Source organism: Parabacteroides sp. TM07-1AC (assembly GCF_003480915.1).
Classification (GTDB): Bacteria; Bacteroidota; Bacteroidia; order Bacteroidales; family Tannerellaceae; genus Parabacteroides; species Parabacteroides chongii.
The window spans coordinates 36,806-62,766 of the sequence record NZ_QUKD01000009.1; the positions used below are offsets into that span (position 1 = coordinate 36,806).

Annotated in this window: 17 protein-coding genes; all 17 read left to right on the forward strand. The window is 43.8% G+C overall.

Annotation, left to right across the window (positions count from 1 at the left end; translation table 11 throughout):
- The 17 genes from DXD68_RS17095 to DXD68_RS24540 all read left to right on the forward strand — a co-directional run bounded on the left by DXD68_RS17095 (nucleotide 1) and on the right by DXD68_RS24540 (nucleotide 25,854).
- On the forward strand, nucleotides 1-945 hold the full coding sequence (locus DXD68_RS17095; protein WP_122362742.1) for a FecR family protein: 945 nt from the start codon (nucleotides 1-3) through the stop codon (nucleotides 943-945).
- Between the two features lie 223 nt (nucleotides 946-1,168).
- On the forward strand, nucleotides 1,169-4,456 hold the full coding sequence (locus DXD68_RS17100) for a TonB-dependent receptor (protein ID WP_122362743.1): 3,288 nt from the start codon (nucleotides 1,169-1,171) through the stop codon (nucleotides 4,454-4,456).
- Between the two features lie 12 nt (nucleotides 4,457-4,468).
- Nucleotides 4,469-6,019, forward strand: coding sequence for a RagB/SusD family nutrient uptake outer membrane protein (locus DXD68_RS17105; RefSeq protein ID WP_122362744.1), 1,551 nt, complete (start codon nucleotides 4,469-4,471; stop codon nucleotides 6,017-6,019).
- Between the two features lie 121 nt (nucleotides 6,020-6,140).
- On the forward strand, nucleotides 6,141-8,594 hold the full coding sequence (locus DXD68_RS17110) for a sugar-binding domain-containing protein (protein ID WP_122362745.1): 2,454 nt from the start codon (nucleotides 6,141-6,143) through the stop codon (nucleotides 8,592-8,594).
- An 8-nt stretch (nucleotides 8,595-8,602) separates the two neighbouring features.
- Nucleotides 8,603-10,654, forward strand: coding sequence for a glycoside hydrolase family 20 zincin-like fold domain-containing protein (locus DXD68_RS17115; protein ID WP_122362915.1), 2,052 nt, complete (start codon nucleotides 8,603-8,605; stop codon nucleotides 10,652-10,654).
- A gap of 34 nt (nucleotides 10,655-10,688) precedes the next feature.
- Complete coding sequence (locus tag DXD68_RS17120) at nucleotides 10,689-13,355, forward strand: glycoside hydrolase family 2 protein (RefSeq protein ID WP_122362746.1); 2,667 nt, start codon at nucleotides 10,689-10,691, stop codon at nucleotides 13,353-13,355.
- Between the two features lie 237 nt (nucleotides 13,356-13,592).
- Nucleotides 13,593-16,664 carry a SusC/RagA family TonB-linked outer membrane protein gene (locus DXD68_RS17125; protein WP_122362747.1) on the forward strand — a complete coding sequence of 1,024 codons (3,072 nt, stop codon included), beginning with the start codon at nucleotides 13,593-13,595 and terminating at the stop codon, nucleotides 16,662-16,664.
- Nucleotides 16,665-16,684: 20 nt separating this feature from the next.
- On the forward strand, nucleotides 16,685-18,118 hold the full coding sequence (locus DXD68_RS17130) for a RagB/SusD family nutrient uptake outer membrane protein (RefSeq protein WP_122362748.1): 1,434 nt from the start codon (nucleotides 16,685-16,687) through the stop codon (nucleotides 18,116-18,118).
- Nucleotides 18,119-18,135: 17 nt separating this feature from the next.
- Nucleotides 18,136-19,200, forward strand: coding sequence for a choice-of-anchor J domain-containing protein (locus DXD68_RS17135; protein WP_122362749.1), 1,065 nt, complete (start codon nucleotides 18,136-18,138; stop codon nucleotides 19,198-19,200).
- A gap of 11 nt (nucleotides 19,201-19,211) precedes the next feature.
- A complete protein-coding gene (locus DXD68_RS17140) occupies nucleotides 19,212-20,882 on the forward strand; it encodes a choice-of-anchor J domain-containing protein (protein ID WP_122362750.1) in 1,671 nt (556 codons plus the stop codon).
- Nucleotides 20,875-21,978 carry a M20/M25/M40 family metallo-hydrolase gene (locus DXD68_RS17145; RefSeq protein ID WP_122362751.1) on the forward strand — a complete coding sequence of 368 codons (1,104 nt, stop codon included), beginning with the start codon at nucleotides 20,875-20,877 and terminating at the stop codon, nucleotides 21,976-21,978. The genes DXD68_RS17140 and DXD68_RS17145 overlap by 8 nt, the downstream gene beginning before the upstream one ends.
- 5 nt (nucleotides 21,979-21,983) lie before the next feature.
- Nucleotides 21,984-22,118 carry a hypothetical protein gene (locus DXD68_RS24665; protein WP_255419287.1) on the forward strand — a complete coding sequence of 45 codons (135 nt, stop codon included), beginning with the start codon at nucleotides 21,984-21,986 and terminating at the stop codon, nucleotides 22,116-22,118.
- Between the two features lie 7 nt (nucleotides 22,119-22,125).
- On the forward strand, nucleotides 22,126-23,001 hold the full coding sequence (locus DXD68_RS17150) for a cyanophycinase (protein ID WP_158585904.1): 876 nt from the start codon (nucleotides 22,126-22,128) through the stop codon (nucleotides 22,999-23,001).
- Between the two features lie 13 nt (nucleotides 23,002-23,014).
- Nucleotides 23,015-24,616, forward strand: a complete 1,602-nt coding sequence (locus DXD68_RS17155; protein WP_122362753.1) for a YfcC family protein — start codon at nucleotides 23,015-23,017, stop codon at nucleotides 24,614-24,616.
- A gap of 26 nt (nucleotides 24,617-24,642) precedes the next feature.
- Nucleotides 24,643-25,431 carry a glycoside hydrolase family 16 protein gene (locus DXD68_RS17160; RefSeq protein ID WP_122362754.1) on the forward strand — a complete coding sequence of 263 codons (789 nt, stop codon included), beginning with the start codon at nucleotides 24,643-24,645 and terminating at the stop codon, nucleotides 25,429-25,431.
- 87 nt (nucleotides 25,432-25,518) lie between these two features.
- On the forward strand, nucleotides 25,519-25,680 hold the full coding sequence (locus DXD68_RS24145; RefSeq protein WP_158585905.1) for a hypothetical protein: 162 nt from the start codon (nucleotides 25,519-25,521) through the stop codon (nucleotides 25,678-25,680).
- A gap of 15 nt (nucleotides 25,681-25,695) precedes the next feature.
- Nucleotides 25,696-25,854 (forward strand): hypothetical protein, encoded by a 159-nt coding sequence (locus DXD68_RS24540; RefSeq protein WP_255419289.1) that lies wholly within the window; start codon nucleotides 25,696-25,698, stop codon nucleotides 25,852-25,854.
- Nucleotides 25,855-25,961: the final 107 nt, after the last annotated feature.

Genomic DNA, 25,961 nt, shown 5'->3' on the forward strand with positions numbered 1-25,961 from the left:
ATGGATAAAGATACATTATATAATTTTTTTGAAGGCAACGCATCTTTAGATGAGGAAATGGCTGTAAGACAGTGGATGGAAGAGTCCGCTGAAAACCGTCAGGCTTTTCTGAAAGAGCGAAAACTATTTGATGCGATGTTACTTTTAGGAAATGAAAAAGTAATAAAAGCCGGAAAGAAAAGATTCAGAATAGACCTTAGTTCTCTTAGAACTGAGTTAATCAAAATAGCAGCTGTCATAGCGGTCACTTTGGGAGGCAGCTATCTGTTCCACCAGTACGCATTGGAAAAAGAACTGATGGCGATGCATACAATTAGGGTTCCTGCCGGACAGCGGATTAATATTACTTTGACTGACGGTACGAATGTCTGGTTAAATGCCAGGACTTCACTTACATATCCGGTAAAGTTCGGTAAAAAGAATCGCCGGGTGGTATTGGATGGAGAGGCTTATTTCGATGTGGCGAAAGACAAAGACAAGCCTTTTATCGTACAAACGGATCAATATAACGTAGAAGTGTTGGGGACTAAATTCGATGTGGATGCCTATGCTGAAACGGGAGAGTTTGAAACAACGTTAATGTCAGGTAGCGTACGGGTAGCTTCCACGAGTGATCCGGAGCAGAAATTAACGTTGAAACCGAACAATAAGGTCTATTTGCAGGATGGTAAATTGCATGTGACTACTGTAGACGATTTCAATCCTTACAGGTGGAAGGAGGGCTTGATCTGCTTTAAAAATGAATCGTTTACATCTATTATGGCAGATTTTGAGAAGTATTACGGATTGTCGATCCGGGTACGGAATATGGAAGTGCTTAAATACGCTTACACCGGTAAATTCCGTCAGACAGACGGTATAGATTATGCACTGAGGGTGCTACAGAAGGATATAAAGTTTACTTATCAGCGAGATGATGAAAATCAAATAATCTATATAGAGTAAGAGACTGTAATAACATATTTATTAACCTTAAAAAGTTGCTTATGGAATATACATGAAAACGAAAAATGCCGGCAAGCGCTGGGGGGCAATTACCGGCATTCAATCAACACAATTCAATTAAAAACTGTATTAACTTCAAATCATCAACAAAGGTATGAAAAAAAACTCTTTGTCGGGTAGGTATTATCCTAAATCCCCGCAACTTAAACAAATCTTTAGAATTATGCGAATCACCACATTCCTGTTATTAGTTTGTGTTTTTTGCTCTTTCGCGGAAAATACACATTCTCAGAATGCCCGGGTAAGCATTAGTAAGAGTAATGCTAGACTGGACAATGTATTAAGTGAGATAGAAAGTCAGACAGATTATTTGTTTATTTATAATAATCAGGTAGATGTTAATCGGAAAGTTTCTGTAAAAGTAAAAAATAAACCTGTATCCTCTGTTTTGGATGATCTGTTCAAAAATACAGGAATCAGATACGCAATGGAAGGGACACATATCGTTCTGACTAAAAATGCAGAAAATGCTAATCCTACGCAACAGCAAACGAGACATATAACAGGTACTGTCATTGATGTGAATGATGAACCTGTTATTGGTGCTAATGTTGTTGTAAAAGGTACGACTAACGGGACAATTACAGATTTGGACGGCCGTTTTACCATCGAAGCTGATTCTAAATCTGTATTGAATGTATCTTATATTGGGTATCTGACGAAAGAAATTACTGTCGGGAATCAACAATCGATCCGTATCATATTATTGGAGGATACGAAAACACTGGACGAAGTTGTGGTAATCGGTTATGGAACACAGAAAAAAGCGGACTTGACAGGCTCGGTGGCCAATGTCAATACGGACGATCTGAACACACAAAGTAATACGACGATCGGACAGGCTCTGCAAGGAAAGATTGCCGGTGTAGATATTGTCTCTCAAGGCGGAACACCTGGTGGAAGTACACGTATTATGGTTCGTGGTATCGGTACGTTGAACAATTCAGCTCCTTTATATATTGTCGATGGTATGTATATGACTGGGATAGACCATATCAATCCGAACGATATTGCCAGTATCGACGTATTGAAAGACGCTTCTTCAGCAGCTATTTATGGTTCTCGTGCAGCCAATGGTGTGATCATCGTGACTACAAAAGAAGGATCAAATACGGAGGGCAAACCTATTATTGACCTTTCGGCCAATATCGGTGTCAGTGCACCATCCAAATATTTGAATCTGCTAAATGCTGCTGGATGGGCTGAGGTTACAACTGTTTCCCGAAGGGCCGCAGGGTTGGAGCCTCTTGATATGGCTCTTGATTTGTCATCCAAACCAGACAATGATTGGCAGGATATTATGTTTGGTCCGGCATTAATGCAGAACTATGCTCTTTCCGTAAAAGGGGGAGGAAAATACTCCACTTATTATAACAGTGTCGGTTATACGAATCAAGACGGTGTGATGAAAGGTACCAACTATCAGCGTTATACATTGCAGAGCAAGCAGGATTTTAAAAAGGGTATTTTTACAGCCGGAACGAATGTGGTTTTGACTTACGATCAGAGTGATCCGTTGTATGGAGCTATCCGAGGCGGTATGGTTGGGCACACTTTGCAGTCAATTCCGACTTTGGAAAAATATGATTCAAGCAATGAAGGGGGCTACGGTAGCTTGTATGGTGATGTGGTGAATTTGCAACACCCTATGGGAATGGTTGATGACGCGTTGGAAAACCGGTATAGTGATAATGTAAAGATCTATGCGAATGCCTATGTATCCGTGGAGCCGATAAAAGGATTAAAATATAAGCTGAATGTTGCTCCGGACTTCCAGTTCTATCGTTATAATGATTATGAAGGATTGTATAGTTATGGTTTGGCAAAGAATGAAGTGACACAGGTGACGGAGCAACAGACAAGAACACGTAATGTGTTGGTTGAAAATCTGCTTTCTTACGACCAGACATTTGGCGAACATAAGGTATCATTGTTGGCCGGTTATACTTATCAAGATTCCCGCTATCGTTTCTTGCAAGGTTCTGGTCAGGGAATGCCCGTTGGAATTATGGAAATTGATGCTGCGGCCGGTGGTTTGGCTGTAAGTGGTAATTCTACTCGTAGTGTGTTGACGTCTATTTTAGGCCGTGCTTTCTATTCTTATAAGAATCGTTATTTGATTACGGCTACAATTCGCCGTGACGGTTCTTCCAAATTCGGATCGAATCATCGCTATGGCAATTTCCCTTCTATTTCTGCTGGTTGGAATATTGCAGAAGAAGGTTTTGTGAAGAATAATGTGTCCTGGCTGGATCAGTTGAAATTGAGAGCCGGTTATGGGGTATTAGGTAATCAGGAGATTTCCAATTATCAGTTTGTGTCAGTTGTGTCGACAGGTATTAACTATCCAAATGGTAATGGTGGTCTGATACAGGGAGCTTTTCCGAAAACATTTGCAAATCCGGATATCAAGTGGGAAGAAACAGCCATGACGAATGTCGGAATCGACTTTATGGCTTTGCGAAACCGACTGACATTGACGGCTGACTGGTACGTGAAAAACACAAAGGATATTCTATTGAATGTCCCTATTCCTATATCAACCGGAGGTTCTAATGATCCGATCCGCAACGCCGGGAAAATCCGTAATCAAGGAGTTGAGTTTAATATCGGTTGGAATGAAACATTGAATAAAGACTTTTCTTATGGCGTAAATTTCCTGGGGACATATAATAAGAATGAAGTGGTGGAAATGGGAGCTGAGTCACAGGCTATCACCGGTGGAACAATACATGGTGGAACTTACACAAGCAAGACGTTGGCTGGCTATCCGATCGGAGGGTTTTGGTTGATTCCGACCGATGGCTATTTCAATAGTGAAGCCGAAGTGAATGCCCATCAAAAGGATGGCAACTTAATCCAGCCAAGTGCAGAACCGGGTGATATTCGCTTCAAGGATACGAACAATGATGGAACAATCAACGATGACGACCGGGTATATTGTGGTAGCCCATTCCCGAAATTCACTTACTCAATCAATGGTAATATTACGTATAAAAAATGGGATTTTTCAATTGGATTCCAGGGAGTTACGGGTAATAAAATTTATAACGCGACGAATCTGGAACTGACAGATGTCACACGAGGTACAAATTATTTGGCAAGTACCTTGGATTATTGGACTCCAGATAATCAAAATGCAGCCAGCCCTCGTTTGATTTGGACAGATCCGAACCGGAATGCCCGTTCCGAGTCTGATCGTTATTTGGAAAGTGGCTCTTATTTCCGTTTGAGAAACCTGCAGGTTGGTTATACATTGCCTCTTGCATGGTGTCGTGGTCTGGTGCAGAAAGCACGTGTGTATGTGAATGCGGAAAATCTCTTTACGATTACGTCCTATTCCGGATATACGCCGGATGTGAATTCCTCTGATGTCTATTCTCGTGGTTTCGATGAGTTTATATATCCATCCAACCGTACCTTTATGGTTGGTTTGAATGTTACATTTTAAATAGATAATTATATGAAGCGAATATATTTATATTTTATGTTTTGTGCTGCAGCCGTTTTGGGTTTGAGTACATCCTGTGACTCTCAATTGGATCAGATAAATCCAAATAAAGCGACAGAAGATACGTTTTGGGAGAGTAAGGCGGATTTTGAACTGGCTTTGACTTCTTGTTATACTCCATTGAAAAATGCTTTGAATGGCGGTTATTATGGAACACGAGGGGTGATGATGCGTATCGCACGTGCCGATGAGGTAGAATTCAGGAATGATATTAGCGATGTATTCCAAGCTTGCTATTTTACGAATACAAATGGTAATTCTCTTTCTCAAGGAATGTTTTATCAGTTTTATAATGCTTTGTATCGAACCAATTCCATTATGCAGAAACTGGAAGAAAAAGGAGGAGAGTTTGAATCTGAATTTGTGGATAAGGTAAAAGGCGAATGTTTATTTATTCGAGGTTTCTATCTGTTTCAGTTGGGTAAAGAATTTAAGAATGCTCCGTTGCGTATGACGGCTTCGCAGTCTCCTTCCACTTTCCCTTTGGAAAAAGCGACTCAGGCAGAGATTTGGGCACAGGCCGAACAGGATTTGATGACGGCTGCTTCTTTGTTGCCGGTAGTAAACGATGTGATAGGAAAACCAACCCGAGGAGCTGCTTATGCAATGTTGGGTAAGCTGTATGTGTATGCGGAAAGTTTTGATAAGGCTATCCAGGTGCTGGAACCACTGACCAAGTCGCCTTATACCTATAGCCTGGTAGATGATTTTGCATGGAATTTTGATGAAGCACATGAAAACAACTCGGAAAGCATTTTCGAATTGTTGATGGAGCCGGTTGGTGGTACAGATATTTGGGGAGACGGAGAAAACCTCAACTCGACGCAAACCAATACTCGTCCGAAAGAATATGCCGCCCCCGAAGCTGGAGGCTGGTATGAAGCACAACCGACCCAACAGATGATGGATATGTTTTGGGCTGAAAAAGATAAGGATGGCAATTCGGATTATCGGGCACGCGCTTCTGTGGCTTGGGACTATGAAGGTTGTATGTATTATTTGAAGCCTTTCCGTGAAAAGTTCGGGTCAGACAAGTGGAATTCTTATTGGATATTGAAATACCAGAATTGGAATACGGCAGAATCTGAGGCCTCACCTCCTATGTCTTGTATCAATGAGCGTGCTATCCGTTATGCAGATGTCATTTTACTATTGGCAGAATCTTATCTGCGTGGTTCGCAGGATTTATCAAAAGCAATTGTTTATTTGAACCAAATCCGTGAACGGGCAAACTTGAATCCTTATAGTGGAGCACAGACATACGAGGCTGTTTTTAATGATTTGGAACGTCAGCGTGCTATTGAGTTCTTTGTAGAAGGCGAACGTTTCTACGATCTGCGTCGTTGGGGATTGTTGGAAAAGCGTATGGAAACTTGTAATTCTGTTCGCTATAAGCAGCTAATGACAGGAAAAGTTGGAGACACGAATCGTTATTATTACTATCCTATACCTTCGAAGGAATTGGAAACGAATACGTTATGTACACCTAATGAGGGTTGGTAGTCTGCACTGGTCTTGATGGATGATTTTAATGTCGGCTATAAGTATTTACTATATTATAGTCGGCATTCTTTTTCTGTGATAATTGATATGATGTATGAATGTATTTTAAAGAATTGATTCTATGAAATATATAAGTCAATGGAAATGGATTCTCTCCTTGTTGCTTTGCTGTTTTTTTCATGCGGAAGCTGCGGAGGTTATTCGTTTTGATTTGGGTTGGAAATTCAGTTTGAATGATGTGGGGGAGGAGGCTGTCTTTCCCGGTTATAATGATTCTGCCTGGCGGACATTAAATTTGCCTCACGATTGGAGTATAGAGGGGACATATGAGCAAACGGCCAACGGGACAGACTGGCAAAGCGGTTTTTTGCCGGCAGGAATAGGATGGTATCGTAAAACGTTTGCTTATGATCCTGCATGGGCTACTAAAAAAGTCCGTATCCGGTTTGATGGAATTTATCTGAATAGTGAAGTTTGGATTAATGGTCATTCTTTAGGTAAACGGCCGAATGGCTATATCGGTTTTGAATATGATCTGACTCCTTATTTGAGAAAGGGGAATAATTGTATTGCGGTGAAAGTCGACCAGTCTAAACCTCTCACCGGGCGTTGGTATACAGGTTCTGGTATATATCGGCATGTTCATCTGATCATATCTTCTCCGGTACATATTTCCTATTCGGGTGTTTATTTTAAAGTAGATACCTTTTTGCCAGAGAAGGCGCTGTGTTCAGTTGAGGTTTCCGTTGTAAATCCGGAAAAGGAGAAAGTACGGATCGTTTCCTGCTTACAGGATAGGAATGGGATAATCGTAGCTGAAAGTTTTGGAACAGAAGATCTTTTTGGGCAAGATAAAATGCGGATGACTGTTGTATCTCCGAAGCGCTGGTCTCCTGAGAATCCGATTGTTTATACGTTGATATGCCGGTTGGAAAAGTCTGGGAAGTTATTGGATGAGGTTCGACAATTGGTTGGTTTTCGCTCTTTGGAATTTAGTCCGGAATTTGGCTTTAAGCTGAATGGAGAGGTTACAAAGTTAAAAGGGGTATGTGATCATCATACGGCAGGAGCTGTTGGTGCCGCTGTGCCGGAAGATATTTTGTATTATCGATTGAAGTTGCTGAAAGAAATGGGGTGTAATGCGATTCGTACTTCTCATAATCCTTTTTCTCCGGAGTTTTATACGATGTGTGATACAATGGGATTAATGGTTTTGAATGAAGGGTTGGATGGCTGGAATATCCCGAAAGCAGTAGATGATTATGGAAACTATTTTGACGAATGGTGGGAAAAAGATATGACAGACTTTATCAAGCGTGATCGTAATCATCCGTCTGTTATTATGTGGAGCATTGGAAATGAGGTGAATGGTGCATCACAAGAGATACAACGTAATTTGGTGGATTTGTTTCATTCGCTAGACGTGCGTCCGGTAACACAAGGTGGGGCTGATCCTACTCGCGGAATGTCTGTAGACTATAAAAAGAATTTTGGAATGCTTGATATTGTCGGTTTCAATGGTAATGGGGAGGAAATCGGTGAACTGGAGAAATTTAGGGATAAATATCCGTCTGTATGTGCTGTTGCGACGGAAGTACCCCATACTTACCAAACGCGTGGTGTTTACAGGACAAAAACTCAGTGGAGAAGGAGAGACTTCCCAGCTCCTTGGGAAAAGAAAAATCCGATTAAATGGGATTTGTTTGAGAAGCGGGTGTTCCCAATCCCCGACCTTGCTGCGGAAGAGTTTTTTCCGGAAGAGGAGATTCATCCATATTATCAATCATCGTATGACAATGCTTCGGTACGTATCAGTGTTCGCAGAGCCTGGCAAAGGACCTGTGCATTCCCTTGGTTGATGGGCGAGTTTCGCTGGGGTAGTTTTGATTATTTGGGAGAAGCTGAGTGGCCGCAACGTTGTGGTAATTTCGGTATTATTGATGTGGCTGCCATGCCTAAAGATGCTTATTATCTGTATCAGAGTCTGTGGACTGATAAACCGATGGTACATTTGCTGCCTCATTGGACTCACATGGGAAAAGAAGGGAAAATAGTACCGGTTGTCGTATATACGAATTGTGATTCTGTTGAATTGTTATTAAATAATGTATCTTTGGGCACTCAACCTTATAAAGGAGAACAATTGGTTTGGAATATACCTTATGAATCAGGCCGTATTGAGGCAAAGGCGAAGAACGGGAATAGAATAGTGGCAACAGATATGCAACAAACAGCATCGTTAGCCTATACGGTCAGCTGCTCTGCAAACAAATTGGAGTTACAGGCTGGTTCTGCTGAGGTGGCAAGGCTTGAGTTCTCAGTAGTCGACCGGAATGGTGTTTTATGTCCGTATGCGTCAGATGAACTGTCATTCGATTTGGATGGACCTATTCGCTTGTTAGGAGTGGATAATGGAGATCCGGTTGATATGTTCCCATACAAACAGCCCCGCTGCAGGAGTTTTAGGGGAAAATGTGTTTTATTGATACAGGCTGCCGATATACCAGGGAAAGCGGCCGTAACTGTACGTTCAGAGAAGTTGACTGAAAAGAAAATAATGTTGGAAATAAAATGACAATACATATGAAAACAACTCTATTTGCTTGTTTATTATTCGTTACGGGTAGTTTGTTTGCCCGTAACCAGGATAAAACATTCCAGCTATTACCACAACCGCAATCGGTAGAAGTCCTTTCCGGTAAAGGATTGAGCTTTGGTGAATTGTCGTATGTATCGTCGGCTGAGGGCACATCGATCCCAGTACTGGGTGAAATTGTAGATGGATTGCCTCAAAGTAAACGTAACGGTAAAGGTGTCCGGTTTCAATTGTCGACGACAAATGTACCTGACTCTCCCGAAGGATATGTGCTTGAAATATCTGATAAAGGGGTAATCGTTACATCGAGAGATAATGCCGGGCTTTTTTACGGTGCACAGACCTTGGAACAGTTGCTGGAAGACAGCCGGGATTTTAAGAAGGAAATACCTTCGATGAAGATAACGGATTATCCGGCCATCGCTTATCGTGCTGTCCATCTGGATACCAAGCATCATCTGGATCGGATGGAGTACTATTACCGTATGGTGGATAAGCTGGCCCGTTATAAAGTGAATGCAATAATCTGGGAACTGGAAGATAAGTTGCGTTTCACTCGTCGCCCTGAAGCCGGTGCTCCGAATGCAATCAGCAAACAGGAGATGCAGGCTTTATGCCGGTATGCGAAGGAGCGGAATGTAGAGATCAGTCCGTTGGTACAAGGTCTGGGACATGCCGGATTTATTCTGAAACATCATTGGGAATTGCGGGAGAATCCGGCAAGCGACTGGGAATTCTGTCCGTCCGATCCCCGTACCTACGAGGTGCAGTTCGATCTGTATCTGGATGCGCTCGAAGCAATGCCTTACGGGAGATACCTGCATGTGGGCGGGGATGAGATAACAGCTATCGGTATCGATGACCGTTGTAAGGCTACCGGAAAGTCTGCATTCGAGTTGCAGATGGTATGGTTGAAAAAGGTTTGCCAGTTTGCTGTCGATCATGGTCGTATTCCTATATTTTGGGATGACATGCCGCTTAAATATGCAGACCTGTGGGAACTGGCTTTGAGCGATAAGACGGAAGAGGAAGTGGCAAAGGAATGGAATACCGAAAAGCTGGATAAAGCGATCGGTCTCTTTCCGAAAGAATGTGTGTATATGCGTTGGAAATATGAAGATGCGACCACTCCGGCACATCGTAAGCTATTGAAATGGTATAGCGATAAAGGGCTGAAAGTAATGGGTGCTACTGCTGCGTCAGCCGGCGATTCTCCTTTCCTGCCACGCAATAACACACGGGCGGGATATGTGAAAGGTTTCAGTCAGCTTGTTGCGGAAAATCATCTGGAAGGGATTCTGGCAACAGCTTGGGATGACGGTTCTCCACATCTGGAAACAGTTTGGCGCGGTTATATCGCGCAAGGCGAGTTCGGCTGGAATCCGACAGCACGGGATATAGAAACTTTCAAGGAGGTTCATGCCCAGCGTGAATATGGTTTCCGTCCGGAAGAGAACCGGATGCAATTTCTCGACGAACTGGAAAAAGCGATCTTCTTCTTTGATGGGGCATTAGTCACTTCCGGACGGAGAAATCCGGCCTGGGGAACAACGGACTTTACTCTGATGGAATTGCCGGATAAAGCAAATCCGGGCACATGGAGCGAAACATATAAAGAGAAAATAACGAAAGCCAAAGAAGAAGCGAAACGCTATGAACTTATTGCCAGTGGAGTTCGTACGGCTGAAAAGAATGCTTTGCGTAACCGTTATACCCTGGAGGTGTATGAGCAAACGAATAATCTGCAAAACTATCCGACCCGTTTGATATTGGCATTGAATGAGTATGACACGGCGAAAGATGCTGCTGCCCGCAAAGCCGCTTTGGATAAAGTTGTCGGAGTTTGTAATTATTTCAAAGAAATGCGTTCAAACCTGGAAGCCGTTTATTCGGAAACCCGCTTTATGCAGCAACCGGTAGGTTTTATTGCCGATATGAATCACCATAACCATTTGTCATCGAAAACAGAAAATAGCGACTGGCTCTATCTGTATGAAATCCCGATGATAAAGAAGGTGCTTCAATGGGCTGATCAATAATAGACTTAATTTATAACATACAAATTATTTGACCATGAAGAAAATAACATTGACAATGTTGATATGTTTGCTGTGTCTCCCCTTATGGGCGGCACATCAACCGGAATTTTCTACTGCCGGTTTCTTTCAGCTGGAAAATACCGGACGTGATGTTTACTCCATGAATCCGGCCTGGCGTTTCTATAAGGGAGCTGCGCAGGGAGCTGATGCAAAAGAGTTTAATGATAAAGACTGGATGGTCGTTTCCCTGCCACATGGCATTGAATACCTGCCGACTGAGGCCAGTGGCTGCATTAACTATCAGGGGGAAGTGTGGTATCGCAAGCATTTTACACCCGATGCCGCTTTGAAAGGAAAGAAACTATTCCTGCATTTCGAAGCAATTATGGGGAAAAGCAAGGTGTTTGTAAACGGTAAACAACTGACCGAACATTTCGGAGGTTATCTTCCTGTTGTGGTGGATGTAACGGACGTACTCGACTGGAATGGCGATAATGTGATTGCCGTATGGACAGACAATAGCGACGATCCGTCCTATCCTCCCGGAAAAGCCCAGGATGTATTGGACTATACCTATTTCGGAGGTATTTACCGCGACTGCTGGCTGATTGCCCATAACAATATCTTTATCACCGATCCGAATTATGCGGATGAGGTGGCCGGAGGCGGATTATTTGTGGCTTTCGATAAGGTGTCGGATAACTCTGCTGAGGTTTTGTTGAAATTGCAGGTACGTAACGAGACGAAGAAAGCGTTTACTGGTGTAGTAGAATATGAATTGCAGCAACCGGATGGCAAACAGGTCGCTTTTCTGAATGATAAGGTGAAGATTAGAGCGGGTAAAGCTGTAAATAGTTCTGATAAATTGTTAGTAAAGAACCCGTTGTTGTGGAGTCCGTCTTCACCTACATTGTATAATCTGTTGGTACGTATCTGTGATGAACAAGGGAATGTGATCGACGGTTATCGTCGCCGTATCGGTATCCGTAGTATCGAGTTTAAAGGGAAAGACGGTTTCTGGTTGAACGGTAAACGGTATGAGAAGCCGTTGATCGGAGCAAACCGCCATCAGGATTTTGCCGTTGTCGGTAATGCGGTGGCTAACAGCATCCACTGGCGTGATGCGAAAAAGCTGAAAGATGTAGGTATGGAAGTGATCCGTAACGCCCATTGTCCGCAAGATCCCGCCTTTATGGATGCCTGCGACGAACTGGGACTGTTCGTGATCGTCAATACTCCCGGCTGGCAGTTTTGGAACGATGCTCCCGAATTTGCCCAGCGTGTGTACAGCGATATCCGTCACCTGGTACGTCGCGACCGTAACCATCCTTCGGTCTGGCTGTGGGAACCGATCCTGAACGAAACCTGGTATCCGGCAGACTTTGCCAAGAACACAAACGATATCGTACATGCTGAATATCCTTACCCGTCCTGCTATTGCGGTAGTGACAGTGAAGCACGTGGTCATGAAGTCTTTCCGGTACTTTTTGCTCATCCTCAGAATGCAGATAAGGAATGGGCGATAAAAGAATTAGATCCGTCGAAAACCTATTTTACCCGCGAATGGGGAGATAATGTGGATGACTGGAATTCGCATAACTCCCCTAGTCGTGTTGCCCGTAACTGGGGTGAACAGGCGATGTTGATACAGGCGCAGCATTATGCTTCACCTTCCTATCCTTATACCAGTTATGATGCGTTGTTTCAGACTTCCCGTCAGCATGTAGGCGGTTGCCTTTGGCATTCGTTCGACCATCAACGCGGTTATCACCCCGATCCTTTTTACGGAGGTATCATGGATGTATTCCGTCAGCCCAAGTTTTCATACTATATGTTCAAAGCCCAGCGTCCGCCTGTTAAGAGCGACTTGATTGCAGAAACGGGGCCGATGGTGTTTATTGCCAATGAAATGACTCCATTCTCCGGTAAAGATGTCGTTGTCTATTCCAATTGTGATGAGGTACGTCTGACTTTTAATAAAGATGGAAAGACATCTACTTATAAGAAAGACAAAAACCGGAAAGGAATGCCGTCACCGGTAATTACTTTCCCCGGTATGTATGATTTTATGGTAGACAAGGCTCTGTCGAGAGACAGGAAACAGGAGGATGTCTATTTACTGGCAGAAGGTCTGATAGATGGAAAAGTGGTTGCTACCCATAAAGTAACGCCTGCCCGGCGCCCGGAGAAACTGTTGCTTTGGGTAGATAACGAGGATACGAACCTGGAGGCAAACGGCTCTGACTTTGTAACAGTAGTTGCAGCTATTGCCGATAAACAAGGTAACATTAAGCGTTTGAACAATTATTTCATCAAGTTCCATATCGAAGGTGAAGGACGTATCTTGGGAAGTGCCGATATTATGGCGAATCCGGCTCCGGTGAAATGGGGAACTGCCCCGGTACTGGTACAGTCTACCTTGAAACCCGGGAAGATCAAAGTGATGGCCAGTGTTTTGATGGAAGGCTCCCAGATGCCGATCAGCGCAGAGCTTGAACTGGAAAGTACTCCGGCTGTTTATCCGTTAGTCTATAATCAATCGGAAGCCGTTCTTATACCTCTGACTGTAACCGGTAAAACAGATGTACAAATGAGCAAATCATCAGCCGAACGTGAAGTAGAACGTCTTCAGAAAGAACTGAATGCCCTGAAACTGAAGGAGGTCGAAAGACAGCAGACCGAATTTGGAGAACAACGGTAGTTCTGTCCATTTATTATTAAGTAAAAGAGTCTTGAATTTCCATAAAAAATCAAGGCTCTTTTTGTGTGTGTTTATATTTGAACTTACATTTTGTAGGGTTTATTTGCTTGTATAATTGTCATTTGGACCTATTTTCTTAATAAAATAGTGCAATTTATCAAATGTTTACTTTATTTTTGTGGCTTTAGTTCAGGGAGATTGAGTGAATGTTTATGAATTTAGCACAAATTTAGGATTATGAGGAAAGGAGTCAGGAATTTATTGTGCACCCCCCTGAATCGTTATTGTTGTTGTTTGTTATTGGGAGTGTTATCTCAGAATACGTTTGCGACAACAACTGCTGAAAAGGATGCTTTTTATTCTGTCTGGCAGAAAACAACGGTTTCAGGAACAGTGGTGGATGAGAGTGGATTGCCTGTTATTGGTGCAACAATTGTTGCGGAAAAGGTAGAAGGGGGTACGATTACCGATGATAACGGCAGATTTGATCTGGCTGTTCCCGAGGGAGTGAAGAAAGTAAAACTGAGAATCAGTTTTATAGGTATGACAACACAAGAGGTTACGGTTACCGCCGGTATGCCGGTTACTATTACTTTGCGCGAAGATGTAACGATGCTGTCTGATGTTGTTGTTATTGGCTACGGAACGGAGAAAAAGAAAAATATAGCGGGTGCCGTATCCAATATTACCAGCGAGGAACTGACCAAGACTTCGGTTGAAAGTGTCCAGAAAGCACTTCAGGGAAAAGTGTCCGGTGTTCAGATTATTACGGCGAACGGAACACCTGGTGGTGCTGTATCGGTAAATATCCGCGGACGAAGTACGTTCAGTGGCGGTACAGCTCCTTTATATATTATCGATGGGGTTCAGATGGTGACGGGAGACCAGTCGACCGGTATTGTAAAAAGTACGGATGTTCTTTCTACTTTGAATCCGGATGAAATCGAATCGATCGATATACTGAAAGACGGTGCTTCTGCTTCTATCTACGGAGCTCAGGCCGCCAATGGTGTTGTTTTGATTACGACCAAGAAAGGAAAGGAAGGAAAAACTAAGATATCGGTCAAATTATCAGGCGGTATGCAGAAGATCAGCAATAAACTGGATCTACTGACGGCTTCGCAGGTGGCAGAACTGGATTTGCTGGCGATGAAGAATCGTTATGGGGAAACCAGTTCCGAATATCTAGGGCGATTGAGTCAGTATCAGGGTTTTGGCTGGGGAGACGATGGTTTCTCAAAGGCTCAGACGACAGACTGGTATGATATGATTTACCGTACGGCTTATACTTCGGATGCTCAGATCAGTGCAACAGGGGGAACGGCTAAAACAAAATATTTTCTTTCTGCTGCTTATAATAAAACGGATGGAATTGTAAAAGAAACCGGATTTCAGCGCGGTGCTTTCCGTGTGAATCTGACACAGGAGTTACTGCCCTGGTTGAGTATCTCTACTAATAACAATTACAGTGTGATGGATCAGGATCAGTATAGTGGCGTACGTGCAGCTAACCCAAGCCGTGTTGCTGTGCTGGTACACCCAGCTAACTCGCCTTATGGCAAAAATGGAGAGTTTGTGCGTGACCTGCCTTATGGTTATTATCAGCATAATTCATTGCAAATGCTGAACCTGAATGAATATAGCGGACGGACAAGCAAACTGATTACTGCAAACTCGCTGGATTTTAAAATACTGGAGGGACTGACTTTTAAATCGAGTTATAATGCGGACCTGACAACTATCGAAGAACATAGTTTCATTGATCCCCGTACCCGTGAAGGTGCAAAGGAAAATGGATCGGTTACCTCAATGACCGGTAAATTGATTAATTTTCAGACAGAACAAGTTGCTTCCTATAATAATGTATTTAATGAAATACATCGTATTTCGGCAGTTGCTGGTTTTTCTTACCGTCATGAACAATATAAGCGTCACGGAGCAACCGGAACGGGAGTATCCGATCCTTCATTACATTTGTTGGGAACGACAGCTGTTGCCAAAGAAGTATCCGGAACTTTCTCTGAATGGAAGATGGCCAGTTTATTCGCCCGTGTAAATTATACGTTGAAAGATCGTTATATACTGACCGGAACAATCCGCCGTGATGGCTCTTCCCGTTTCGGTGAAAATAATAAATGGGGAATTTTTCCGTCTGTATCGGCTGCTTGGCGGATTATTGAAGAACCTTTTATGGAACCGGTGAAAAGTTGGTTGAGCGATCTGAAATTACGTGGAAGCTATGGTATTACCGGTAATTCGGACATAGGGGATTATACGGCACGCCGTTGGTATTCAAGTGGAGGCGCATATGATAACTCTTCTGCAATCATACCTACTTATATAGGTAACCCTTATCTGACATGGGAAAAGAATCATTCCCGTAATATCGGTATTACTACAGGTTTTCTGGATGACAGGATCACATTGGAAACTGATTTCTATCTGAATGATACGAAAGACCTGCTTTATAACCGTACGATCCCTGCCACAACCGGCTTTACCGTTATCCCGTCCAATATGGGGGGCGTGCGTAATAAAGGTGTTGATATTATGCTGAATACTGTAAATGTACGGGCTGGAGGTTTTGAATGGCGTTCTGCACTGAACTTATCGTTTACAAAAAATGAGATAACGGAGTTACAGGATGGTCTGGATGTATTGGGAGACTATAAGGTGGGGCAGTCGATCTCTTCCTTGCCTACTTATCAGTGGGCGGGTGTGAACTCAGCCGACGGGCGCCCGATGTATTATGACAAAGACGGGTATATAACCTATGTTCCGAAAGATGAGGATCGTATTTGGACAAAACCGGCTGATCCTACTTTCTATGGAGGATTCAATAATGATTTTACCTGGAAAGGGTTTACGTTGTCCGTATTTTTCCAGTTCCAGCGTGGTGCTGTCAGTCTTTGGAATGACAAACTGGTACTTGCCTCTTATGAAGGTGATACCAATTTGCTGAGTGATATGTATTATAAACATTGGAGTCAGCCTGGCGATATGACCTGGGTTCCGAAGCCATCTTACCAGAGTGCTTATCCGGGCAATCCGCGCCAGATATCGGAATATTCTACTTTATGTTATGAAAAAACCGATTATATCAAACTGAAGAATGTTAGTCTGAGTTATGACTTCCCGGCCAAATGGCTGAAAGGATTGTATATCTCGAACCTGCAATTGTACGTGTCCGGCTATAACTTGTGGACAACAACTACTTATCCCGGACATGATCCTGAATTTACCGGTGGTGATCTGGGTACTTACCCGCAGTCACGTAGCTATACGGTTGGATTGAAGGTAGATTTCTAATGTAAACAGATAATCAGAAAATGAAAAAAGACAGAATATATACAATCTTGGTACTTTCGTGCCTGCTGTTTGTAACAGGGTGCGACAAGATGTTGGAAACAAAATCGCAAACCTTGCTTCCCCAGGATAAATTGCAGACGGAAGCCGGATGCGAAGCCATGTTGTATGGAGTTTATGACCTGATGCAGGAAACAGCATTTTATGGTCGTGACATATTGACTGTACCGGAAGTTCTAGCGGACAACTCCCGTCTTTCTCCGCTTGCCTCCCGTTATAAAGGACAAGCAGATAACCGTATCGGTTCCCATCTTGATATTTGGGTGGAATCATATGAGATAATTGCTTTACTGAATGAAGTGATCGAGTATGCGGAGAAGCTACCTGAAACTCCGAAAGCAAAAGCGATCTGGGGGGAAGCATTAGCACTTCGCGGATTGACTTATTTTAATCTGGCACGTGTCTATGGACGTGAACCGGGACATCTGGTAGATAATTTCGATTTGTGCGTGCCGTTGATTCTGAAGGCATTTTTCTATGATGGCGGTCCGATGGGCGAAGAAGTGTATCCGGCTCGTGCGACAGTGGCTGAAGTGTGGGGGCAGATAGAAAAAGATCTGACCGAGGGTTTTTCTTTGTTGAAAGGAAACGACGACGGTTTGATGCCGAAACGAATGGGTTCGCTGGCTACGCAGGCGATACTTTCCCGTGTGTATCTTTATGAAGGAAAATGGAAGGAGTGTGTGGAAGCATCCGATTATGTAACAGCTAATGCTCCGTTTGATCTATATGGAGGTACCTATACGGATATTTTCTCCAAAGGAGAAGAAACGATATTTTATTTGTACTTTACCAATTCTGAAAACTGGGGTTCAAGTTCATTGCAATCGATCAATGGGATGATGGAATCTGAACTTGACAGTGAAGGATACGATATTGGTAAAGGAGTAGGAGATGCCGACCTGTGTGTTGCTGAAGAGTTAATCGCTCTGTTCGATCAGAAAAATGATCTCCGTTTCAAAGCTTTCCGGAAGGCAAAAATCAATGGGGAAAAAGTTTGGTGGACGAAAAAGTTCAGCGGTTGGCAGGGAGCGTTCGGTTTGGATAATGTGCCTGTTATCCGTTTGTCGGAAGTGGTATTGAATCGGGCAGAAGCACAGGCTGAATTAAAAAAGGATACAGAGGCTTTGGCTGATGTGAACGAACTTCGTACAAAACGCGGACTGGACGCCGTGTCCTTTTCCGGAGCAGAACTATTGAATGAAATTTTGTTGCAGCGTCGTTTGGAACTGGCCCAGGAAGGTCATCGTTTCTTCGATCTGAAACGTAGGGGTGAAACAATCTCGAAACCGGCCGGACGTACTCCTGTCTCTTATGAGGATTTCCGAGTAGTGGCACGTATTTCCGAGACGCAGATGGATGCGAACAAGAACCTGAAAAACAACCCGGGATATTAATTAACAAGGAGAATAATATGATGAAAAAATATATTAATTTAATGGGTGGAATATGTTTCCTGGTAATCTTATTCCTCTTTTCTTCTTGCGAGAAAGAAGATCGTACCTATCAGGGCCCCCTCTTTTATGAATTTAGTCCGTCCGAATGCGGGCAGTCGGTTTTGTCTAATATATTTGTAAAGGAAGCCGGCAAGAATGGGGAGGATCGGTTGTGTGTTCAATTGATTAAACCGGCTGACGGCGCAGTTCGTGTAAATTTCCGTTTGGCGGACCAGCTTTTTTATATCAAAAGCACGACCGAATATCTGACGGAATTGCCTGACGGATATACTTCTGATCAGTATATTGTTTATACCGGAACAACCACTTACGGGAAAGATTTTGAATTTGGTACCGGAAGTAATATCGAATATGATGCTAAATATCAGACTGGAACGATTACAATTCCTGCCGGGGAAATGTTCGGGTATATCCCTTTGAATATTCTCCAGCGGAAAGGTGGTTCTGCCTATATTATTCTGGAAGATTCAGAGGATGCGCGTGCCAATCGTCCGACTTCGATTCTGAACCTGAAGTTGACTGCTGAAAAAACATTCTATTTCGAAGAGTCGCTGACCAAAGAACTCCCGTCGACCTGGAGCTTACTAGACAAAGATGGTGACGGACTGGGTTGGTATTATTATGCTAAATGGGGACTGGTTATTTCCGATTCATATGATTATGATACAGAGAGTGCGCTGAGTCCGGAAAATTATCTGATCACTCCGGCTATTGCTATTCCGGCCGATGCTACTGCTCCCGAACTAATGTTCGATCTGGCAGCTTCTGCAACGAATGCTTATCAAGAAAAATATAAGATCATTGCATCTGAATCACCTCTTACACTTGATAATTGCCGGGATGCGGATGTGTTACGTGATTATACGGAATTGACTTCTGCCTATAGTAAACAAACCTTCCAGACAGAACATATCGATCTTTCGAAATATGTGGGTAAAACGATCTATATCGGCTTTGTTCATGGCGATTGTGTGGATATGGAATCGCTGATATTAAAGAATGTTGTAGTTTACGGATATTAAAAAGAAAGAATATGAAAAGATTATCTATATGGTCCGGTATACTCTTTATTCTGTCTGCATTGTTTTCCGGGTGCAGCGATGACGATCAGGTCTTACCACTTCAATTGCGTACATCTGTAGTGACTGATATTACAGAGACTTCGGCCACGCTGGGAGGTAAGGTGGAAGGTGTACTGGATGGAGTTACGGAAACCGGTATCTGCTGGTCTGTACAACCCGAGGCGGAGGTGCAGTATGTTCCTTCTTCTTCTGTTTCTGCTGAGTTTACAGTCAGCCTGACCGGACTTCGGTCGGGTACCCGGTATTTTGCCCGTTCTTATGCGAAAAGAGGAAATGAAGTTGTGTTGGGTGATTTACGTAATTTTACTTGCCAGGGGCAGTTGGCGATGGTATTGCCGTTTAACGAACGTTTCCGTGGAGACGTCTTTCCACCGCAGTACTGGAATATCATCGATAAAGATGGTGACGGCTATAACTGGGAAGCTTATAACAATCGCTTTTTTGCTGCTTTGTCTGATTCGTACCGTAGTAAACAGGACCTGACGCCGGAGAACTATCTGGTAACTCCCAAGATAACGGTTAGTGCCGGTAAACCGGTCCTTAAATGGTCGGTTGGAGTAATGGACGATGAGTTTTATATGGAACATTATAAAGTAGTGATTTCTGAAACTCCGTTTACAGAAGAAAACTGTCAGACTAACGGAACAGTTCTTTTCGAGGAATCACTGCCGGCTGAGGCTTACCGTACTCTATTATATCGCAGTGTCAGCCTGGACAGCTATAAAGATAAGGATGTTTATATAGCTTGGGTACATTATAGATCTACCGGTTTGTATTGTATGTATGTCACCGATATACAGATCGAAGGTGAAGGTGCCGCTTTGAATGTTACGATTCCCCAGGTTGTAATGGGTGAATTGGAAAATCTGTCGCGTACCTCTGTCGATGTAAAAGCCGATATACCGGAAGACGGCGGGGCGTCTGTGATACGTAAAGGCTTTTGTTTTGGAACAGCTCCTTCTCCTACGATAGATAACAGGGTGGAGACGGTAGACCCTCATCAGACATTGGCTGTCACATTGAAAGACCTTCAACCCGGAGCAACATATTATGTGCGTGCCTTTGCCGAAAACAGTGCAGGGCTGAGTTATTCGGAAGAACAGAAATTCTCTACTCCGGAAGTTATTATGACGACTTTGCTGAATGAGCCGTTGACAGGGGAGGTTCCGGCTTCGTGGACTGTGATTGATAAGGATGGAGATGGGCATGGATGGGAGTATTATGAAGGTTACGGAACTGTATGTTCTGACTCTTATCTGTCGGCAGAAGGCGCTCTGACACCGGAAAACTATCTGGTAACCCCCGCCATATCCATTCCGGAAGATGCAAACAGTGCGGATATCTCTTTCGAGATGGCTGCATCTGCTAAAAACGCATATAAGGAAAAATATAAAGTCGTTGTATCTTTGCAGCCGATCACTATCGATAATTGCCGGGATGCGGAGACTTTAAAGGAGTATACAGAACTGACCGAAGAGTATAAACAGAAAAACTTTGTTAATCAGACAATCGATCTTTCTGCTTACATCGGTAAAACGGTTTATATCGGGTTCGTTCATGGCGATTGTACGGATATGGAATCTCTGTTGCTGAAAAACGTAATAATAAACAGTTATGAATAACAAAATACATCCGGATTTGCAACGTCTGTTTCTCGATTTGATTCAGATCGATGCTGTTTCCGGTAAAGAACAACCTGTGGCCGATTTTATCCGGTCGGTCACAGCTTCCTTGGGTTTTCCTGCACAGGAAGACGGAGCAGTATCCCTTTCCGGGGGAAACAGCGGGAATATCATTGTACCAGTAAACGGGGGAGGTGATTTCCTGTTGATGGCACATATGGATACCCCCCGTTCTACCAAAGGGGTAAAGCCACAGTTACTGGCTGACCGGATAACTTCGGACGGTACGACGATTTTAGGCGTGGATGACCGGGGAGGAATATCAGCTATTCTTTGGGCATTGAGACAGGCTGTAGAGCAAAAGAAAGCAATAAAACCTTGTACTCTGCTTTTCAGCGTATGCGAAGAAACGACTTTGGCCGGTTCGATGTTTTATCAACCATCGGCACAAATGACACATGGTTTTGTTTTCGATTCACATCTTTCTCCCGGTAAATTTGTATCGGAAACCTGTGGTGCTATCGCTTTCAAAATGAAGGTGAAAGGACGTGCTTCACATGCCGGTGTTGCTCCTGAAAAGGGAGTGAATGCCATACAGATAGCTGCCGAGGGAATGCGAAATTTCCCTTTTGGCAGGATCGATGCCTGTACTACTGCCAACATCGGTATTATCGGAGGTGGGACAGCAACCAATGTGGTGCCTGATACAGTAGAGCTTGAGGGTGAGATTCGTACCGATTATCTGGATCAGGGTGAGCAGATGATGCAAGCTGTTATTGCTGATTTTGAGGCTGCTGCAATCCGGTTGAACGGGAGTGTGGAGTGTGCCTGGCACTGGGATTTCAAACCTTACCGTGTTTCTCCTGATAATACGCCTTATAAACGTATGGAAGCATTATGCCGCCATCTTTCTCTGGAAATGGAAGGTGTAAAGTCGATGGGAGGTAGCGACGCTAATAATATGAATGCAAAAGGACTGCCGACGATCAATTTGGGAGTCGGGGCACAGAACCCACATGGGACAGATGAGTTTATCCTTTATGACGACTTACAGATGTCTGCGGATATGGCTTTGGCATTGTTGACGGAAATATAGAAAAGATGAACCGGTTTTCCGATGACTGGAATAACGTTGTTCCGATGATTGGAAGTGTACTGTTCCACTCGATGGAAGAGCGTTATTCCAGCCATCAGAAGAGTACTGTTCCGGTGAGTGGAATAAACAAGTATAAATAAGATTATGATGAAAAAATACAGATATATAATGTTTTTACTGTTGGCAGTTTTTGTGGCCACCAGTTGTTTTAGCGAAGATAAACAGGCTGATAATAATGAAGAAACGCCTGAACTGAAAGAAGGTCACCTCTTTATTATTGGAGGTGGCGACCGTCCTGATTCTCTGATGACCCAATATCTGGCATTGGGAGGTGGCAGTAAGGCTCGTGTGCTGATTGTACCCTTCGCCAGTAGTGATATCGAAGATACGGGTAGTTACCAGCAGGAACAGTTCGCCCGTTTGGGATGTGCCTCTTCGGAGTATGTCAATAGCCCGAAGAAACTGATCGACTCGGAAGAAAGTCTGGCGAAACTGGATGGCGTAACGGCTGTATTCTTTTCCGGAGGCGATCAGAACCGGTTGACGGATTATCTGCAGGGTACAAAGTTCCTTGCAAAGATTCGTGAAATCTATAAAAATGGCGGCGTGATTGGCGGAACCAGTGCCGGTGCGGCTGTAATGAGTAAAATCATGCTGACCGGTGAGGAAGAGAATGTTCCTGATAAATATAAGGGTGACTTTTCTTATATCAAACAAGGAAATGTACAGACGGCGGAAGGTTTTGGATTTATTGATTCGGCAATCATTGACCAGCATTTCATCATCCGCAAACGACAGAACCGTCTGATCAGCCTGGTGCTTGAACGTCGGATGAAAGGTGTCGGCATTGATGAGGCAACTGCCATTATTGTCAAGCCGGACGGTTCATTCCGTGTAGCCGGACAAAGCCAGGTGATGGTATTTGAACCGGAAGCACAGCCGACAATCAGTCCGACCGGCTATCTGAAAACAAATTCATTGAATGTCCGGATATTGACAGCCGGCGATACCTATCAACTTTGATCCGAGAGAACGAATGAAACTGAATAAGATTCCGCATACTTATACAATTATATCTGTTGTAATCCTGATATGTGCCGCCCTTTCCTGGATTATTCCTGCCGGTGAATACTCCCGGGAAATACGGGTGGTGAACGGTACGGAGCGTACGGTTATTGTGGATAACTCTTTCCATGCAGTCGATGCTGCCCCGCAAAGCTGGCAGGTTTTCGGTGTGTTACTGGAGGGATTCGAGAAACAGGCGGGTATTATTGCTTTCCTGCTGATCATTGGCGGTGCTTTTCAGATCATGAACAGTAGCCGGGCAATCGACACCGGCATATTGTCTTTTCTTCATAATGCCGGGCGGATAGAGCGATATAGCCTGTTCCGGAAGATAGGGGTGAATAACGTGGTGATCTCCCTGATCATTGTTTTGTTCAGCTTGTTCGGGGCCGTCTTCGGGATGAGTGAAGAAACATTGGCGTTCGTGATTATCATCGTTCCGCTGGCTATACGGATGGGATATGATTCCATTACGGGACTTTGTATGGTCTATGTGGCGGCACACGTCGGTTTTTCCGGAGCTATCCTGAATCCGTTTACGATCGGGATCGCACAAGGATTGTCGGATCTGCCACTGTTCTCCGGTTTCGGTTATCGGCTGTTTTGCTGGGTAGTATTGACGGCGATACTGATCGTGATTGTGCTCCGCTATGCAGCAAAGATAAAGAAGCATCCGGAACGGTCTCCTATGTATCAGGCTGATGCCTATTGGCGGGAAAAAGGTGAAGTGGCGGCGGAGGAAGTGCTGGAAGCGAAGACAAGCCGTTCCGCCTGGGCCGTTTATCTGTTGTTATTGGTTTCCCTGATCGCTTTTTCCGTTTACTACCCGTCTACGACCTTTGAAGTGGGGGAGAGCGCCGTGCATTTTCCGGCAGTACCGGTGTTTACCGGACTTTATGCGCTGACCGGCTGGCTGGGACTGCGTAAGTCGAACCAGTTTTTTATCCTGAACTTACTGGGATATACGATCGTCTTTCTGATAATCGGTGTAATGGGGTATGGCTGGTATCTGACGGAGATATCCGCTATTTTCCTGGCTATGGGAATTTTATCCGGCTTTGCTAATAGTGAAGGAGCCGACGGGATCATTTCCCAGTTCCTGGCCGGTGCCAAAGATATGCTTTCGGCTGCCCTGGTAGTCGGATTGGCGGGCGGGATCATTCAGATATTGCAGGATGGCCGTATCATCGATCCGATTCTGCATGGTATGGCAGCCCTGATGGGGGAAGCGGGGAAGATCGCTTCTCTCGGAGTGATGTACCTGATCCAGACGACGATCAATATCATTATCCCTTCCGGTTCGGCAAAGGCTGCGTTGACCATGCCGATCATGGCTCCTTTCTCCGATGTGATCGGTATTTCCCGGCAGGCGACCGTACTGGCGTTTCAGTTCGGGGATGGTTTTACCAATATGATCACACCTACTTCCGGTGTCCTGATGGGAGCGCTCGGATTAGCACATATTCCTTATGAGGTATGGGTAAAGTGGTTTTTCCGCATCCTTATCTTTTTTATTTTACTTGGAATGTTATTGTTAATTCCTACAGTTTTAATACCTTTGGACGGATTCTGATACACTATATTCTAAAATACTGTCATATGAAAAAAAACATTTTCGGCTTATTAGCCTGCCTGGCGATGATGGTGATCCTGCTTAGTTGTAAACCCTCGCCTGCTGAATGGAAATTGGTTTGGGAAGATAATTTCGACCAGACCGGTAGTTTCGATCCTGCCTCCTGGAGTAAGATTCCCCGGGGTACTTCCGATTGGAATAATTATATGTCCGATTTTGACTCTTGCTATGCGATGCGCGATGGCAAGCTGGTATTGCGCGGGCTGGTCAATTATAGCCTGCCGACTGATACGGCACCTTATGTGACCGGCGGTGTTTATACGAAAGACAAAGTCGGATTCAATAACGGTCGCCTCGAAATTCATGCCAAACTGAATGGAGCAACCGGTGCATGGCCGGCCTTCTGGTTGTTGCCGCAGGGTGCCAAATGGCCCGGAGGCGGTGAGATAGATATCATGGAGCGGTTGAATAATGACAGTATTGCTTATCAGACAGTCCATTCTCATTATACATTCGACCTGGGGATCAAAGATAATCCGAAACAGGGTAGTACCGGACTTATAAACCCGGATGATTTTAATACCTATACGGTAGAAATGTATCCCGACAGTCTGGTGTTTTTTATCAATGATACCCGTACATTTGCTTATCCGCGAATCGAGACGGATAAGGAAGGACAATACCCGTTTAACGACAGCCAGTTCTATCTGTTGCTGGATATGCAGCTTGGTGGAAGTTGGGTTGGTGCCGTCGATCCGGAAGACCTGCCGGTAGAAATGGAGATAGACTGGGTTCGTTTCTACCAGAAACAGTGAAAATTTATGAACGAATATAACAAAGTTGTAGTTTAAAAGGTTTATCTTTAGGTCGTAAATAATATTAAATATCTAAATCTAACTGTAATGATCGGATCAATTATTCAATTGGCTTTAAGCATACTGACAATCGTCAGCATGTGGAAGATTTTTGAAACTTTCGGCCAAAAGGGATGGGCTTGTCTTATTCCGTTCTACAACATCATCGTGATGTTGCGTATTGTAAAGTGGGAACCTGTGAAATTCTAGTTTTTCCTGATTCCTATCTATAACATCTATCTTTGCTTCTTGCTGTACAGAGATATAGCTGCGAAGTATGGAAAAGGTGACAATGCGTATGCGGTAGGTCTGCTTTTGTTGCCGTTTATTTTCTTCCCGTTGTTGGCGTTCAAAGAAACTCCGATTGCGGAAACCGTAGAGTAAATTAGTATTGAGGGAACAGAAAAGCCTTTCGTCTGAGATGAAAGGCTTTTTTTATATTCTTATATCTGTATAAATGAATAAATCATCGTTGTTAAAATAAACATCGT

What these genes read in the sequence shown, in the direction of transcription:
- DXD68_RS24665 (WP_255419287.1), top strand. Translation starts at nt 21,984, where the DNA reads ATGAACCGGTTTTCCGATGACTGGAATAACGTTGTTCCGATGATTGGA.
- DXD68_RS17105 (WP_122362744.1), top strand. Translation starts at nt 4,469, where the DNA reads ATGAAGCGAATATATTTATATTTTATGTTTTGTGCTGCAGCCGTTTTG.
- DXD68_RS17110 (WP_122362745.1), top strand. Translation starts at nt 6,141, where the DNA reads ATGAAATATATAAGTCAATGGAAATGGATTCTCTCCTTGTTGCTTTGC.
- DXD68_RS17160 (WP_122362754.1), top strand. Translation starts at nt 24,643, where the DNA reads ATGAAAAAAAACATTTTCGGCTTATTAGCCTGCCTGGCGATGATGGTG.
- DXD68_RS17140 (WP_122362750.1), top strand. Translation starts at nt 19,212, where the DNA reads ATGAAAAGATTATCTATATGGTCCGGTATACTCTTTATTCTGTCTGCA.
- DXD68_RS17115 (WP_122362915.1), top strand. Translation starts at nt 8,603, where the DNA reads ATGAAAACAACTCTATTTGCTTGTTTATTATTCGTTACGGGTAGTTTG.
- DXD68_RS17100 (WP_122362743.1), top strand. Translation starts at nt 1,169, where the DNA reads ATGCGAATCACCACATTCCTGTTATTAGTTTGTGTTTTTTGCTCTTTC.
- DXD68_RS17130 (WP_122362748.1), top strand. Translation starts at nt 16,685, where the DNA reads ATGAAAAAAGACAGAATATATACAATCTTGGTACTTTCGTGCCTGCTG.
- DXD68_RS17145 (WP_122362751.1), top strand. Translation starts at nt 20,875, where the DNA reads ATGAATAACAAAATACATCCGGATTTGCAACGTCTGTTTCTCGATTTG.
- DXD68_RS17120 (WP_122362746.1), top strand. Translation starts at nt 10,689, where the DNA reads ATGAAGAAAATAACATTGACAATGTTGATATGTTTGCTGTGTCTCCCC.
- DXD68_RS24145 (WP_158585905.1), top strand. Translation starts at nt 25,519, where the DNA reads ATGATCGGATCAATTATTCAATTGGCTTTAAGCATACTGACAATCGTC.
- DXD68_RS17095 (WP_122362742.1), top strand. Translation starts at nt 1, where the DNA reads ATGGATAAAGATACATTATATAATTTTTTTGAAGGCAACGCATCTTTA.
- DXD68_RS17150 (WP_158585904.1), top strand. Translation starts at nt 22,126, where the DNA reads ATGAAAAAATACAGATATATAATGTTTTTACTGTTGGCAGTTTTTGTG.
- DXD68_RS17135 (WP_122362749.1), top strand. Translation starts at nt 18,136, where the DNA reads ATGATGAAAAAATATATTAATTTAATGGGTGGAATATGTTTCCTGGTA.
- DXD68_RS17125 (WP_122362747.1), top strand. Translation starts at nt 13,593, where the DNA reads ATGAGGAAAGGAGTCAGGAATTTATTGTGCACCCCCCTGAATCGTTAT.
- DXD68_RS17155 (WP_122362753.1), top strand. Translation starts at nt 23,015, where the DNA reads ATGAAACTGAATAAGATTCCGCATACTTATACAATTATATCTGTTGTA.